General features: G+C 64.2%; 18 protein-coding genes, 1 pseudogene and 1 riboswitch. Of the genes and pseudogenes, 13 read left to right on the forward strand and 6 right to left on the reverse strand.

What is annotated here, in order from left to right; all coding sequences use genetic code 11:
• A pseudogene (locus BMX16_RS18040) lies at nt 1–249 on the reverse strand (IS3 family transposase); the annotation flags it as partial.
• A gap of 79 nt (nt 250–328) precedes the next feature.
• On the opposite strand from BMX16_RS18040, the gene BMX16_RS14965 reads away from it, so the two are divergent.
• Together BMX16_RS14965 and BMX16_RS14970 are read left to right on the forward strand one after the other, a co-directional pair.
• Nucleotides 329–508 (forward strand): transposase, encoded by a 180-nt coding sequence (locus BMX16_RS14965; protein WP_177174689.1) that lies wholly within the window; start codon nt 329–331, stop codon nt 506–508.
• A gap of 244 nt (nt 509–752) precedes the next feature.
• A complete protein-coding gene (locus BMX16_RS14970; protein WP_089905262.1) occupies nt 753–1418 on the forward strand; it encodes a L,D-transpeptidase in 666 nt (221 codons plus the stop codon).
• On the opposite strand, the gene BMX16_RS14975 is transcribed toward BMX16_RS14970, so the two are convergent.
• Nucleotides 1415–1726 carry a hypothetical protein gene (locus BMX16_RS14975; RefSeq protein WP_143058053.1) on the reverse strand — a complete coding sequence of 104 codons (312 nt, stop codon included), beginning with the start codon at nt 1724–1726 and terminating at the stop codon, nt 1415–1417. The genes BMX16_RS14970 and BMX16_RS14975 overlap by 4 nt on opposite strands.
• A gap of 794 nt (nt 1727–2520) precedes the next feature.
• The gene (locus BMX16_RS17375; protein ID WP_143058054.1) at nt 2521–3012 is read right to left on the reverse strand and encodes a hypothetical protein; all 492 of its coding nucleotides are present in this window, start codon (nt 3010–3012) and stop codon (nt 2521–2523) included.
• Between the two features lie 502 nt (nt 3013–3514).
• Here BMX16_RS17375 and BMX16_RS14985 point away from each other — a divergent pair.
• The 8 genes from BMX16_RS14985 (at nt 3515) to BMX16_RS17380 (ending at nt 10736) form a co-directional block, all read left to right on the forward strand.
• Nucleotides 3515–4738: a quaternary amine ABC transporter ATP-binding protein gene (locus tag BMX16_RS14985; RefSeq protein WP_089905269.1), complete on the forward strand. Its 1224-nt coding sequence runs from the start codon at nt 3515–3517 to the stop codon at nt 4736–4738.
• Complete coding sequence (locus tag BMX16_RS14990; protein ID WP_089905270.1) at nt 4735–5676, forward strand: ABC transporter permease; 942 nt, start codon at nt 4735–4737, stop codon at nt 5674–5676. Before BMX16_RS14985 ends, BMX16_RS14990 begins: the two co-directional genes overlap by 4 nt.
• Nucleotides 5677–5768: 92 nt before the next feature.
• Entirely contained in the window at nt 5769–6797 is a 1029-nt protein-coding gene (proX, locus tag BMX16_RS14995) for a glycine betaine/L-proline ABC transporter substrate-binding protein ProX (protein WP_089905272.1), read from the forward strand.
• Nucleotides 6798–7323: 526 nt separating this feature from the next.
• Nucleotides 7324–7412, forward strand: a riboswitch (TPP riboswitch).
• A 46-nt stretch (nt 7413–7458) separates the two neighbouring features.
• Nucleotides 7459–8241: a hydroxyethylthiazole kinase gene (thiM, locus tag BMX16_RS15000; protein WP_089905274.1), complete on the forward strand. Its 783-nt coding sequence runs from the start codon at nt 7459–7461 to the stop codon at nt 8239–8241.
• Nucleotides 8232–8882 (forward strand): thiamine phosphate synthase, encoded by a 651-nt coding sequence (gene thiE / locus BMX16_RS15005; RefSeq protein ID WP_089905276.1) that lies wholly within the window; start codon nt 8232–8234, stop codon nt 8880–8882. Before thiM ends, thiE begins: the two co-directional genes overlap by 10 nt.
• Nucleotides 8879–9682, forward strand: coding sequence for a bifunctional hydroxymethylpyrimidine kinase/phosphomethylpyrimidine kinase (thiD, locus tag BMX16_RS15010; protein WP_089905278.1), 804 nt, complete (start codon nt 8879–8881; stop codon nt 9680–9682). The genes thiE and thiD overlap by 4 nt, the downstream gene beginning before the upstream one ends.
• A 2-nt stretch (nt 9683–9684) precedes the next feature.
• On the forward strand, nt 9685–10449 hold the full coding sequence (locus BMX16_RS15015; RefSeq protein ID WP_089905280.1) for a 3-oxoacyl-ACP reductase: 765 nt from the start codon (nt 9685–9687) through the stop codon (nt 10447–10449).
• 65 nt (nt 10450–10514) lie between these two features.
• The gene (locus BMX16_RS17380; RefSeq protein WP_143058055.1) at nt 10515–10736 is read left to right on the forward strand and encodes a hypothetical protein; all 222 of its coding nucleotides are present in this window, start codon (nt 10515–10517) and stop codon (nt 10734–10736) included.
• A 222-nt stretch (nt 10737–10958) separates the two neighbouring features.
• Here the strand turns inward: BMX16_RS17380 and BMX16_RS15020 are convergent, their stop codons facing one another.
• The 3 genes from BMX16_RS15020 to BMX16_RS17385 all read right to left on the reverse strand — a co-directional run bounded on the left by BMX16_RS15020 (nt 10959) and on the right by BMX16_RS17385 (nt 12396).
• Nucleotides 10959–11189 (reverse strand): hypothetical protein, encoded by a 231-nt coding sequence (locus BMX16_RS15020; RefSeq protein ID WP_143058056.1) that lies wholly within the window; start codon nt 11187–11189, stop codon nt 10959–10961.
• Between the two features lie 61 nt (nt 11190–11250).
• The gene (locus BMX16_RS15025; protein WP_089905284.1) at nt 11251–11511 is read right to left on the reverse strand and encodes a hypothetical protein; all 261 of its coding nucleotides are present in this window, start codon (nt 11509–11511) and stop codon (nt 11251–11253) included.
• A 519-nt stretch (nt 11512–12030) separates the two neighbouring features.
• The gene (locus BMX16_RS17385; RefSeq protein WP_143058057.1) at nt 12031–12396 is read right to left on the reverse strand and encodes a hypothetical protein; all 366 of its coding nucleotides are present in this window, start codon (nt 12394–12396) and stop codon (nt 12031–12033) included.
• 10 nt (nt 12397–12406) lie between these two features.
• Here BMX16_RS17385 and BMX16_RS15030 point away from each other — a divergent pair, with 10 nt between their 5' ends.
• The 3 genes from BMX16_RS15030 (at nt 12407) to BMX16_RS17675 (ending at nt 13318) form a co-directional block, all read left to right on the forward strand.
• On the forward strand, nt 12407–12784 hold the full coding sequence (locus BMX16_RS15030; RefSeq protein WP_089905285.1) for a TonB-dependent receptor domain-containing protein: 378 nt from the start codon (nt 12407–12409) through the stop codon (nt 12782–12784).
• Nucleotides 12785–12796: 12 nt separating this feature from the next.
• Nucleotides 12797–12937, forward strand: a complete 141-nt coding sequence (locus BMX16_RS17670) for a hypothetical protein (RefSeq protein ID WP_177174691.1) — start codon at nt 12797–12799, stop codon at nt 12935–12937.
• Between the two features lie 219 nt (nt 12938–13156).
• Nucleotides 13157–13318 carry a hypothetical protein gene (locus tag BMX16_RS17675; protein WP_177174692.1) on the forward strand — a complete coding sequence of 54 codons (162 nt, stop codon included), beginning with the start codon at nt 13157–13159 and terminating at the stop codon, nt 13316–13318.
• Nucleotides 13319–13327 lie beyond the last annotated feature (9 nt).

The following is a 13327-nucleotide window of genomic DNA, read 5'->3' on the forward strand; positions in this document are numbered from 1 at the left end:
ATCGGTCAACGCGGAGGAATAAAGCCCCTCCCGCCGCAGAATGGCTGAAACCGTGCCTGTATCAGCAGCATGGTCCGTCTCATCCAGAATGCGTAGTTTGTATTTTGCAGTGAACGTGCGCCGCTTCGGGGTCGTCGTCAGCTCGGCCGTAGGGACACGCGGCGCAGCTACGACGCGAGCGGGTGGGATCGTAGGCGAAATCTCAGATCCGGTATCCTGTGGAGGCGGCATCTGTGAAGGCATTACCATGGGTTCGGTCTCCTTCGCCCTCAAGTCTAAACTTTAGCCAGTCAAATGTCTCACTCTTATTGGCACGGAGGGCGTATCCGTGATGAAGACCAGCTTGGCACGGGCCGTGATGTCGGACGAAGAATGGAAGTTCTTTGAACGGTTCACGGCGGCGGGTCGTGCGTCGTACGGGCGCAAAGCGAACAGTCATCGGCTTGTTTTCGATGGGATTTACCGGGTCGCCCGCACCAGCGCGCCACGGCGGGATTTGGTCGCGTGACAACCGGCAGTCCTGACACGCGACGTGGACGGGGTTGACCGAAGCCCTGAACGAATGGGGGGCGGGGTTCGATGCGGAGTTAGATGGCAATAACCGAGCGTACAGCCGCAGTCTAAATGCTGTCCCGATCTCAATTCACCAATCGCATCAAGAAACCTTTGCCTGACCAGCCCCGATGATGGTAACGCCTCTCGCGTCCTGTGTTCGATGGATTTCCCTGCAGATCATCTTGTGGACGACACATATGCTGACCCGACGCCATTTCATCCAGACGACGACCGCGCTGTTCTCCGTCCCGATCGCAGGTCCTGCCTTTGGGGCACCCACATCGGAACGGTCGCGATGGGATGAATGGGACGCCCGCGTGACGCCCGCCGGCTATGACCCCGCCACGACGAACCCTTGGGGGTTCCACGACCGGTTCCTGCCGCACCTGGTTCAGGCCAACGACGGGCTGGTGCCGGGTGATGTCCATGTCGATGCCGTGGCCCGATACCTCTATCACATCCGCCAAGACGGCATGGCCATGCGTTACGGCGTGGCGATCGCGAGGGGCAACCTGTACGAACCCGGCCGTTACAGCATTCGCCGCAAGACAAAGTGGCCGGTCTGGACACCGACACCCGCGATGATCGAACGCGATCCCGATGCCTATGCGCAATACAAGGACGGTATGGATGGCGGCCCGACCAATCCGCTGGGTTCACGTGCACTGTATCTGTATGTGGGCGACCGCGACACCTATCTGCGGATCCACGGCACCCCGTCGCCCGCGTCGATCGGAAGCCGGGCCAGTTCGGGCTGCGTCCGTATGGTGATGGCGCATATCATCGGTCTTTACGACCAGGTGGCGACCGGATCGACCGCCATCCTCTATCCCGCCGAGGATGGCGTCACGGCGCGCAGTTAACCGGCAGCGGCTACTGCCGTGGCCTCTGGCACCGCGGGGACTGGGCCGCACAGGTGCCTGCCGTCTCTCGTCAGCAAAGGCAGTTCCGTCGTCTCGACCGGACCGACATAGCTGAACCAGAAACAGTTGTCGTCCGGTCGCAGTCGCGCGGACGCGATGTCCTGACTGGGCGCTGCGCGCGCGACGATCTGATCCCTGATCTGCTGCTCTGCGCTGGGCACTTCGGCTGCGGCGGGCGGCACCACCGGCTCCGGGCCGATGCCGGCGCAGGCCGCCAAGGTCGACATCGCCACGACTGCGCAGAACATCCTGATCGTCATTGGACTCACTCTCATGGTGGCAAGGCGTAGCTGGAGCTGACGTCGACGGGTTCCAGATTTTTGACCTGCCGTGTCAGACCGCTACTGGTATTTGGCGATCGTTCTCGGGTCGGAACCTCATAATCCTTCGTGTTCTGTCGGGCAAGCGCGTCGGGTGAAGATACATCACCTCACCTGCACGTCCGGCGCATGTCCTGCAGGGTCTGGTTTTCGAGCGACGATTGTCGGCCTACGGAGCAAGGACAGGTGTCCAGCCCGACGCCTTGCAAGTGCCGCACGAGTGACCGCATTCAGTGCAGTGCGCCGTTGCCGTTCGGCTGCCACCGCCAATCGCTTTCGGCCCGGAGCGGCCGCACATGACGGCCGTAGCCACGGACATCGCGAGAGGTAGGAACCTGCTGGTCTGTTCAGGACGCGATATGGCCCCGACGCCGCTGCCGGGATCGCTGCAACCGGACTGCGATGACCAAACCTCCGACTAGACCCAACCCAGCTCTGGCAATGACGGCAAAGCCAAGAAGCAGCATCTCGCCGCCACGCGCATGTCCTGTAGCGCCAGAAAGCGCAGCAAACGCGCCAGTCAGACCGGTGCCGCCACCACCAATGGCACATGTGGAAATGACCACTGATGCCACAAGAACGTCCCTAATCACGCGAAAGTGCGGCACGTGCGTTCGGTCAGTCACGGTCAGGGTTGATCGTCGACGACGATCTCGCACTGCTTGTCTGCACCAGCGGCGATCGCAGTCTTGTTGCGGTCGTCAGGTGCGGACTGACGCGTATTATCGCCGGCCCAGATGGCCGTCCCGCGCGATCGTGCAACAACGCTTGGACCGGACAGGTCTTTGGCACCCTGCATCAGCGCATACATCGCATTGTGAGAGAGTTCGGGAGGGTTCGGCGTCATATTCATTTGGAACGATCTGGCCGATCACGCGACAGGTCGATGACCCGTCGGCGCGGTCGTTCCCGCAGTCGCTCATGGCCGCCGCCTCGGCCGCCGCAACCGAGTGGAGCTTGGCACGGACGTTGATCGAGAGTTCCGCGGCATCCGCACGCCTGTGTGCCACGACAGCGCCGAAGAAATGGTCGTCGCCCAGATTGTCGATCACGAGGTTGCCGAAGTTCTGCACCGCCTGCGGCGTCAACCCATCGTCGAATATCGTCAGCTTGCAGCTGCCGGGATCGGGCAGAAGAGCGAGGGTTTCCGCGGAAGTGAGCGGCATTTCCGGTGCGGCGTCTTGTGCTGCGATAGCCGAAATGGTCATCACCATGCTGCACGCGCCATATGGCGTGCCCTCCTCTTGACCGGCGTCGATCGTGTGAGCCGTCCGGTTTAACTCGGCTAGGGCTTCGGGCAATCGTGCACGAGTGGTGACGACTACATTATTCGCCCGCCCGACACTTCGACTCGCGCGCCGGGCCATCGAGGTTGCCTGAGACGCCTTCGAGTTAAGCCAGTTCACATGATCGCTTGCGTGGCTTCATCAAAGACCGGTCGATGCGTGTACAAGGTCGTCACGCGTCAAGCGACTCGATTGGCATTCAAGCCGGTAGTCGACATGCCAAACACGGCACGCAGAACAACTACTTCAGGCGGTTGCCTAACCGAATGCGCCGACGGAAATTCGCCTGCGTCACAGCGGTTTCGGGCGGATTGCCGCCGTTGATTTGCAATTTTCCGAGAGATGGACTAGAAGACGCCCTTCCTGACCTTGCCGACCTGCAGCCCGAGCCTGCAGGCAGCGCCGCATTTGCGGCGCATATTGGAGATGCATGACCGATAAGATAACCGTAAAGAACCTGTTCAAGATTTTCGGAGAAGCGCCCGACGCCGCCCTGCAGATGCTGGGGACGGGGGCCACGAAAGAAGACATCCTCGACGCGACCGGTGCCACCGTCGCTGTGCAGGATGCAAGTTTCAGCGTCGCCGAAGGCGAGATATTTGTCGTGATGGGCCTGTCCGGTTCCGGCAAATCGACCCTCGTGCGGCTGCTGAACGGCTTGATCCCCGCCACCTTCGGACAGATCCTGATCGACGGGCAGGATGTCGTCCAGACCAGGGGAGAGGCCCTGCGCGAGATCCGGCGCAACACCATCACGATGATATTCCAGCATTTTGCCCTGTTCCCGCATTGGTCCGTCGCCGACAACGTCGCCTATGGCCTGAAGGTCAAGGGCGTTCCCGCAACTGAACGCCGGGACCGCGCCATGGCCGTGCTGGATCAGGTCGGGCTTGCCCCCTGGGCCGACAGCCTGCCGGGCGATCTGTCGGGCGGTATGCAGCAGCGCGTCGGTCTGGCCCGCGGGCTCGCCTCCGATCCGCAGGTGCTGCTGATGGACGAACCCTTCGGCGCGCTCGACCCGCTGATCCGCCGCGAGATGCAGGACGAACTGCTGACGCTGCAAAAGACGCTGAAGAAGACCATCGTCTTCATCACCCACGACCTGAACGAGGCGCTTCTCCTGGGCGACAAGATCGCCATCATGAAGGATGGCCGCTTCGTGCAGATCGGCACCGCGCAGGACATCGTCAGCCGGCCCGCCGACGACTATGTCCAGGCCTTCGTGGCCGACATCGACCGGGGGCGGGTGTTCACCGCAGGCGACGTGTCCAGTGATCCGGTGACCGCGCAACTGCACGGCGACAGCGCCGAGACGACCTTGCGCCGGATGGAGGATGCGTCGCTCGATGCGCTCTACGTCCTTGACGGCGACACCGTATCCGGCCTCGTCACGCACCGGGATCTGTCGGCGGCGCTGCATCGCGACGGTCCGGGCGACGCGACCCTCACGCCTTCGCTGATCACCGATTTCACCACCGTGGACGAGGGGACCTACCTGCATGAACTCTATGGTCCGGCCGGAATCGGCTTGCCGATCGCCGTCACCGATGGCGACGACCGCCTGACCGGCGTGGTGGCACCGGAAGCCGTCCTCGCACAGCTCGACAACGAGGCCGCAGCCGCGCCCGCCCCCCGCATGGAGGACGCACGATGAGTCCCGCAGACCTGATCACGATCCCCTTCGACGACTGGATCAACGCCTTCGTGCGCGGCTGGTTGGTGCCGAACTTCCGCCCCGTGTTCCGCGCCGCACAGGTGCCGGTGACCGTCGTGCTGAACAACCTGAACGCTTTCCTGCTGTTCGTGCCGATGATCCTGACCACCGCAGCCTTCGCGCTGGCCGCATGGCGCTATGCCGGGCGCGGCATCGCGATCTTCACGATCCTCGGGTTCGCCTTCATCGACATGATCGGCCTGTGGCCGGAAACGATGACGACGCTGGCGATGATCGTCACCTCGGTGCTGTTCTGTGCCCTGATCGGCCTGCCACTGGGCATCTTGGCGGCCCGCAGCGACACGTTCTGGCGGATCCTGCGGCCCGTGCTCGACGTGATGCAGACGATCCCGTCCTTCGTCTACCTCGTACCGATCGTGATGCTGTTCGGCGTCGGCATGGCACCGGGGATCATCGCCACGATCATCTTCGCCATCCCGCCGATGGTGCGCCTGACCAACCTCGGCATCCGCAACGTGCGCGGCGATCTGACAGAGGCGGCGCGCGCCTTCGGGTCGACCGAATGGCAGATGCTGTGGGATCTGCAGATCCCGCTGGCGCTGCGGACGATCCTTGCGGGCCTGAACCAGACGCTGATGCTGGCGCTGTCCATGGTCGTGATCGCGGCCCTGATCGGCGCAGGCGGGCTTGGCCTGATCGTGAACACCGGTCTGGGGCGGCTGGACGTGGGCGGTGCCACCGCCGGTGGCGTCGGCATCGTCATCCTTGCCATCGTGCTGGACCGCATCACTCAAGGCCTTGGCGAAGGCAGCAAGGCCGGGACCCTGTCGGTCGGCCAAGTGCTGACCCGCACCCTGCGGGGCCGGGGTGCCGCCCCGGTCGATGCCACCGTGACCGGTCCTGTCGCCCGCAACTGACACGCCAATCCGACAACTCGTCACGTCGGGGCTTTGGCCCCGGCGTCAACACGGCACGCGATTGCCGCACCCCAGAGAAAGGATCACACGTCATGATCATTCAATCCAAGACCGCTGCCATGCTGGGCACCGCCGCCCTGATCGGCTTGAGCGCCGCGACCGGTGCCGTGGCACAGGACATGCCCGGCGCAGGCACAACGATCCAGATGGCACAGCCCAGCTGGGATACCGGCTGGTTCCACACGGAAGTCTACGCGCAGATGCTGGAAGAGCTGGGCTACGCGCTGCCCGAGACGATGACCCTCGACAATCCGATCTTCTACCAGTCCGTCGCCTTCGGCGATGTCACCATGTGGGTCGACGGCTGGTTCCCGCTGCACAACACCTATCGCGCCGCCTTCGATGGTCAGGCCGAGATCGTCGGCGCCGTGGCCCGCGGTGGCGCGCTCGAGGGGTATCTGGTCGACAAGGCGACGGCCGAGGCGATGGACATCACCTCGCTCGAGGATTTCAAGCGCGACGACGTGAAGGCGGCCTTCGACCGCAACGGCGACGGTCTGGCCGACATGGTCGCCTGCCCGCCGGGCTGGGCCTGCGAACAGAACATCGAGCATCAGGTCGACGCCTACGGCCTGCGCGAGCATGTCAACCTGATCAAGGCGGGCTATTCCGCCGCGATGGCCGATGCGGTCGCCGCCTATCAGACCGGCGAGCCGATCCTGTTCTACACCTGGACGCCGAACTGGACGGTGGACGAACTTGTCCCCGGAGAGGATGTCGTCTGGATCGAAGTGCCGGAGGTCAGCCTGCCGGACGACATGATGGATCTGGTCGACGCCGCGACCATGGCCGGTGTCGAAGGCTGCGTCGCCGACCCCTGCATGCTGGGCTTTCCCGCGTCCGACATCGTGCCGGTCGTGAATTCGGCCTTTCTAGACGAAAACCCCGCGGTGCGCGCGCTGCTGGACGCGGCCAGCGTGCCGCTGGCGGACATCTATGCGATGAACGCCGCCATGAACGCCGGTGACGACGATATCGCGGCACAGGCTGCCGGCTGGATCGCGGACAACCGCGCAACCGTCGACGGCTGGCTCGCGACCGCGCGCGCCGCCGCGCAATAAGTAACGGCGACCGGCAGGGGTGTCCTGCCGGTCGTAGCGCCCGGCCGCACATGATCGTGTCAGTCGCGCGGTAAACGCCATGCGGTGCCGTATGCGCGGTTGGATCGCTGACGTGTTTGCCGGGTGCTTCGTTCGATCACCAGACGTGTCGAACGGACTGGGCTGCACGCCCGGATTTCTGGTCGTCTCAACCGGAACGAGCGCATCGGTATGCGTCGGCGTCTAAGCTGGCCTATGCTGCAGCAGACGGTTGCCGCCCCCAATTCAGATCAGCCTGGCTTACAACTTCGGTTCGCAGACGGAACCTTGGCGCGCATCGCATCGCGTGTCGCTTTCCGCCCATGGCATCGAATGCCTGCTATGCAGACGTCTTCCAACCTTCAGCAGATGCTCGAGATTATCACCGCAGCTAATGTTGCTACAGTGCACATTTCGCCAGTGATGCGTTTGCTGCTCCTTGCGGGCTGACGCCATCCTGCGCCGCACGCCGTCGCATTGACATCGGTGGTGTTCTGCGTGAGCCTTGGTGTCGAGCCAGGGGCGCCGCAAGGCTGAGATGCACCCTTTGAACCTGAACCAGATAATGCTGGCGGAGGGAGGTCGTGTCTGCCGTTGGGCTTTGGCGCATCTCTCCGTCCTGTAAAGGAATGGAGAGAGATCCGTGACACCGAATGAATCCCTGCGGGCGCTGCGGGACCAGACGCCGCTGGTTCACTGCATCACCAACTACGTGGCGATGAATGTGGCGGCGAACGTCACGCTGGCGGCCGGTGCATCGCCTGCAATGATCCATGCCGCCGAAGAGGTTGCCGACTTCGTTCCCGTTGCCGGTGCCCTGACGATTAACATCGGCACGCTGTCCGCGCCCTGGCTGGACGGGATGCTGATGTCCGCCAAGACGGCAAAGGCGCATGCCATCCCCTGGGTCCTCGATCCGGTCGCCCACTTTGCGACACCCTACCGTGCGCGGGCGGCGCAGGACCTGCTGGCCCTTGGGCCAAGCATCATTCGCGGTAATGCGTCGGAGATCATCGCACTGGCAGGTCAAGGTGGCGCGGGCAAGGGGGCCGACAGCGGCGACCGGGTCGCGGATGCGCAGCAGGCCGCAACCGATCTGGCGCAATGGCACGGCTGCGTCGTTGCGGTGACGGGTCCGGTCGATCTCGTCACCGACGGATCGCGGTCCGTCACCGTGCGGGGCGGCTCCGACCTGATGCCGAAGGTGACCGCCCTGGGGTGTTCGCTGACCGCCGTGATGGGGGCCTACGCGGCCATAGCCCCACCGCGCGACGCCGCCGTTGCGGCCCTGTTGCATTTCGCCGAAGCGGGAGAGCGCGCCGGGGTGACAGCCGATGGGCCCGGCAGCTTCCTGGTCCGCTTCATCGACCAGCTTTACACGCTCCAGCCGGGCGATCTGGATGAAGGCCGTCTGTCATGGCTGTGATCCGCGACCGCTTGCGGCTGTATCTGGTCACTGACCCTGTGCTGTGCGCGCGGCAGGGCCTGATCGCGGTCGTGACGGCGGCGGTGCGCGGTGGCGTCACCTGCGTACAGTTCCGCGACAAAACGGCGTCGACGGAAGGTCGCATCGCAACGGCCCGGCTGCTGCAGCAGGCGCTGGCGGGCAGCGGCGTGCCACTGATCATCAACGACGACCTCGACGCCGCCGTTGCCACCGGGGCGGACGGGGTTCATCTGGGTCAGGATGACGTAAGGGTGGCGCAGGCCCGGGCGCTGCTGGGCCCCGACAGGATCATCGGTCTGTCCTGCGACACCGCCGATCAGGTGCGTGCCGTGGTTCCCGGGGTGGTGGATTACCTCGGTCTCGGCACCGCGTTTCCGACGGCGTCGAAGGTTGACCACAAACCCAGCATCGGCCTGAACGGTCTGGCGGTGCTGGCCGCAGGCACCACCTTGCCCCGCGTGGCGATCGGCGGGCTGAAGCACGATCACGCAGCGGGCGTCATCGCCGCCGGATGCGACGGCATGGCCGTCGTGTCAGCGATCTGCGGCCAGCCGGACCCGGAACGGGCCGCCCGCACCTTGCGTCATGCCTTGGATATCGCCAGCGGAGGCAGCCAATGATCCGGAATGTCCTGACGATCGCCGGATCGGACCCCTCGGGCGGTGCCGGCATCCAGGCCGATCTGAAGACCTTTGCCGCGAACGGCACTTACGGCATGGCCGCGCTGACCGCATTGACGGTTCAGAACACGCGGGGCGTCAGTGCCGTGGAACTGGTGCCGCCGGCGTTTGTGGCGGCACAGATCAAGGCGGTCCTCGACGACGTGCGCGTCGATGCGGTCAAGATCGGCATGATCGCGACGGCCGGGATCGCCGTCGCAATCGCCGACGTCATGGCGGACCACCGCGATATTCCCATCGTCCTTGACCCGGTGATGGTGGCCAAGGGTGGCGCCACGTTGCTGGCAGAAGACGCAGTCGCGGCCCTGCGCGACACCCTGTTGCCGCTGGCCACACTGATCACCCCGAACATTCCCGAGGCTGCGCGGCTGCTGGGTGTGGCGGAGGCGGCGGACAGGACCGCGATGTCGGATCAGGCCCGCGCCTTGGCCGATCTGGGATCTGCAGCGGTCCTGATCAAGGGCGGGCATCTGGCACAGTCGGACAGCCCGGACGTGCTGTGTGTCGGGGGGCAGCCCGTCTGGTTCGACGCGCCCCGCACACCGGGCCACAACACGCATGGGACCGGATGCACCCTGTCATCCGCCATCGCGGCCCACCTCGCGCAGGGTGCGGACATCGCCACGGCGGTGGGTCTGGCGAAACGCTATGTCAGCGGCGCGATCGCTGCCGCAGGCGGGCTGTCCGTGGGTCGCGGGCATGGGCCCATCCACCACTTTCACTACCTCTGGAAGGACTGACGATGTCGAAGGCAATTCACGACCAGACGGTGCTGGTGACCGGCGCAGGCCGTGGGCTGGGTGCTGCCATTGCGACCGCATTCGCGAGGGAGGGGGCCGCCGTGGTGATCAACTATCGCCACAGCCAGTCTGCGGCGCAGGCCCTCGCCACGCGCCTGGGCGACCGTGCCGTGGCCCTGCGCGCTGACGTGACCGACCCAGGTGCGGTCGCCGCAATGATCGCGGAGGCGACAGACCGTCTGGGTCCGATCACGACCGTCGTTCATAGCGCCTTGGCCGACTACAGCTTCAACGGCGATGCGCGACAGACCCTCGCGACCCTGTCCCATGCCGACATGGCGGCGCAACATGCCACGGCGGTACTGGGCGCGCTGAATGTCATTCAGGCGACCGTCCCGGCGATGGCGGCCGCGCAGTTTGGCCGGATCATCACGATCGGGACGAACCTCGTGCAGAATCCCGTCGTGCCCTATCATGACTATACTTCGGCCAAGGCTGCGCTGCTGGGGCTGACCCGCACATCCGCGGCGGAACTGGGACCGAAAGGCATCACCGTCAACATGGTCTCTGGGGGGCTTCTGCGGACCACCGACGCGAGTGCCGCGACGCCACAGGTCGTCTTCGATCTGATCGCAGGCAACACGCCCCTGCGGTCGGTCACCACACCGGCGGAGGTTGCGGACGCGACCCTGTTCTTTGCCAGCCCCTGGGCGCGGGCGGTGACCGGGCAGAACCTGATCGTCGACGGGGGACTGGTCTTCGGGTGACACGCACAGGCTGCAGTCCGGGTGCTGCCATTGCGACCGCCTTCGCAGGGGAGGGGGCCGCGGTCGTGATCGATCGTCGCATGACCAGCCAGCGGTACGGGCCATTGGCCAGTGGTCGTATTTCTGCCGTACGTTTGGGGCCATCGGTTCATGACGGCGAAGATGATGCCATTGTGCCGCTGCGCATGGCCAATGCGCGCAGGACCGGCGTTTTGGCCTGTCTGGACGACGGCGCAATTGCGGGTCTGATCGCCAACTTCGACGCCAAGCATCGTCTCGCAGGGTGACGAAGATGTGGCTCTGACGGAATGCAGATTTGAGGTTCGAGCTTGACGCGGATCCCGCATGGCCCGCTCTGGTTCATGGGCATGTCGGTCTTCACGAAAGGCCCTGCCTCAGGGCGGGACGACCATCCTCATGACAGGCCGGTCCCTCAAAACCTGGCCCCTCGCCATAGAAAGCAAGACAGCGGTCCGTGTTCCGCTGTACCTTTTTCGATCAGCGCACGGTCAAGCGAACTTCTTGCCAGCAAGCTCTTCCGATACCTTCCACAGGCGCGCGGCAACGAAGCGGTCGAGAGCCGCTTTCGAAAGTGCGTCTTCGACCGGGTTGCCGCGCGACCATATCAACTTGATCGCGTGGCCCTGCATACGGGCGGCCAGAAAGCTTGCCTCGGCGATCGCATCCTGATTGCTGCGGCGCCTAAAGGCCCTGCCGTTCATCGTGATGTGCAGGGTCACGTCAGCGGGGCTGATCCCGGCCCACTCGGCCCGATATGGTCAACCGGTCCTGCGAGGGCGCTCAGACCTCGGCCGTGCCGTCGTCGCGCAGGATCGCTGTCGCGTTCATCGGCTCCATGCAGGCATGGGCCACGAATGAAACGCTGTAGCCGGCAGCGACGACATTGGCATCCGGCGCGGCAAAGACGCCGTCGTCGATATGGTCACGGGGCGCATCGGTCGATTGTGTCGCGTGCAGTCTATCGGACAGAGTACTTGTCGACTCGGCGTCGACTGGAAGTGTGGCGGCGCTCCAGCCGATGGGTGTGAAGCTTGCGAACATATCGCGCGCTGCGCCTTGTTTGAGGGCGATGACGTCGGCGAGATTGACCGATCGGAAGCGCCACTACCTTGGCAGTGGGGGTAACGGCCGGGCCGTTGCACGATAAGAGAGCAGCTTTGGGCGAGCGGAAGGTCTGGCAACCGGTCGAACCATGCGGCCAGGTTCCTACGGTTGGAATTGATCCAGGCGCCGGTCGGGGCCATCGTGAACAGGCAGCCGAAAAACACGACATCGGCGAGGATCATCTTGCCCCCGCAAATATAGTCGCTGCCTGCGATACCTGCGTTGCGCATACTGATGCCTCGTTCCGGCAGCAGGCGATGGTCGGCTTGGCTTTCTGGAGCCAGGGTTCGAAAGCCCATGTAACAGTCCGCCGTGTCCTTGCTGCCCTCCCACCAGTGACGACGGGTTGGGCCATGTCGCGGTCAATGCGACGCCTCCTCATGCGCACATGGGCCCGTTGTTTCGCCGTGTCGCCGATCAGCGATCAACCCCTGACGAAACTTCGGCGCGATATTTTCAGACTGCGATGCTTTGGGTGATGACCTGACCGTCGCCACCCCGGACAGCCGGCAATGCGTCAGGCTTGTTGACGCTCTCGCGATAGTCGCGGCAACGGCGAACGGCTTTACCTTCACCGATATTGGTCGCCTCGGCGGCGCGCCGGTCGAGAAAAGCTGTTGTTACCCCGCAGGCGACACAGAATATGCTCCAGCACCCGCCGACGCGAACGGGACGCTCAGCCTGATCGCAGTCGAGCATGATACGCTGGTGCGAACGGCCCAGGCAGACCTGCGCTAATTCGGCACCGTCAGGTCGGGCGCCGTGACCCATGACCTGCCGTTCGGGCTGGATGCGCGAACCTGTTGGCTGAACGAAACGCAAGCCGTCGCCTTTGCCGGTAACAGCGTCGTCAATCCGTCTGCCCCCGGTACCCCCGAATTTTGGCTCACCCTATCAGGATGCAGTGACGACCCAGCGGCAGGCGGGCCTTTACTTTCAGGATCAGATCCATTGGCGCGACGGCTGGATCGGAACCGTCAACCTGCGCCATGTCGTCAAAACCGGTCAGGATGGCGTCGCGGCTTTCAAACGGGATGACAGCGAAACAGCTTACCGCGTCGCACTCGCACGGGAGTTGGCAAATGGCCTGACGCCTTACATGTCCGTGTCCAGCTTCTTCAACCCTCTCCTTGCTTCGCCCGCCTCAAGCGTCATCGACCCAGAGTCGGGTGAGCAGGCGGAAGTTGGTCTGACGTACGCGCCGGAATGAGGCAATCTTGCCTTGAAAGCCGCCGCATTCATCATCGAGCGGGAGAATGTCGTGACGGGCGTGTTCCCGGCCTTTGACCAGTTGGACAAGGTTCGGTCGCAGGGTGTCGCGGTCGAAGGTCGGTACGAATCGAACGACGGGTTCAGCCTTTAGGGCGCCGCAACCATCCTTGATGTCGAAACCCGCAAGGACAGCACGCAGGTCCTGATCGGCACCACGCCCACACGCATCCCAGAGCGTGAAATCTCGATCTTCGGGCAGTATGCCCTGTCGGGGGCAGCAGAGCGGCTGACCATCGGTGCCTGCCTGCGCCATCGCGGCGAACGCTTTGCCGATGCAGCCGATACGCTGGTCGTGCCATCGGCGACACCGGTGGATCTGGTCGCCGACGACACGTTCGACACCGGATTGAAAGGCCACCTGTCAGTGACGCATGTGGGCGACGATCGCGATGTCACCGGCTGTCAGACCGCCTTTGCCTGCTCCTATGGCAGCGGGCGTGAAATCAGCGTGTCAGTGACATCAACGTTCTGACCGACTGGA

It is taken from the genome of Loktanella fryxellensis (assembly GCF_900110065.1).
In the GTDB taxonomy this organism is placed as follows: domain Bacteria; phylum Pseudomonadota; class Alphaproteobacteria; order Rhodobacterales; family Rhodobacteraceae; genus Loktanella; species Loktanella fryxellensis.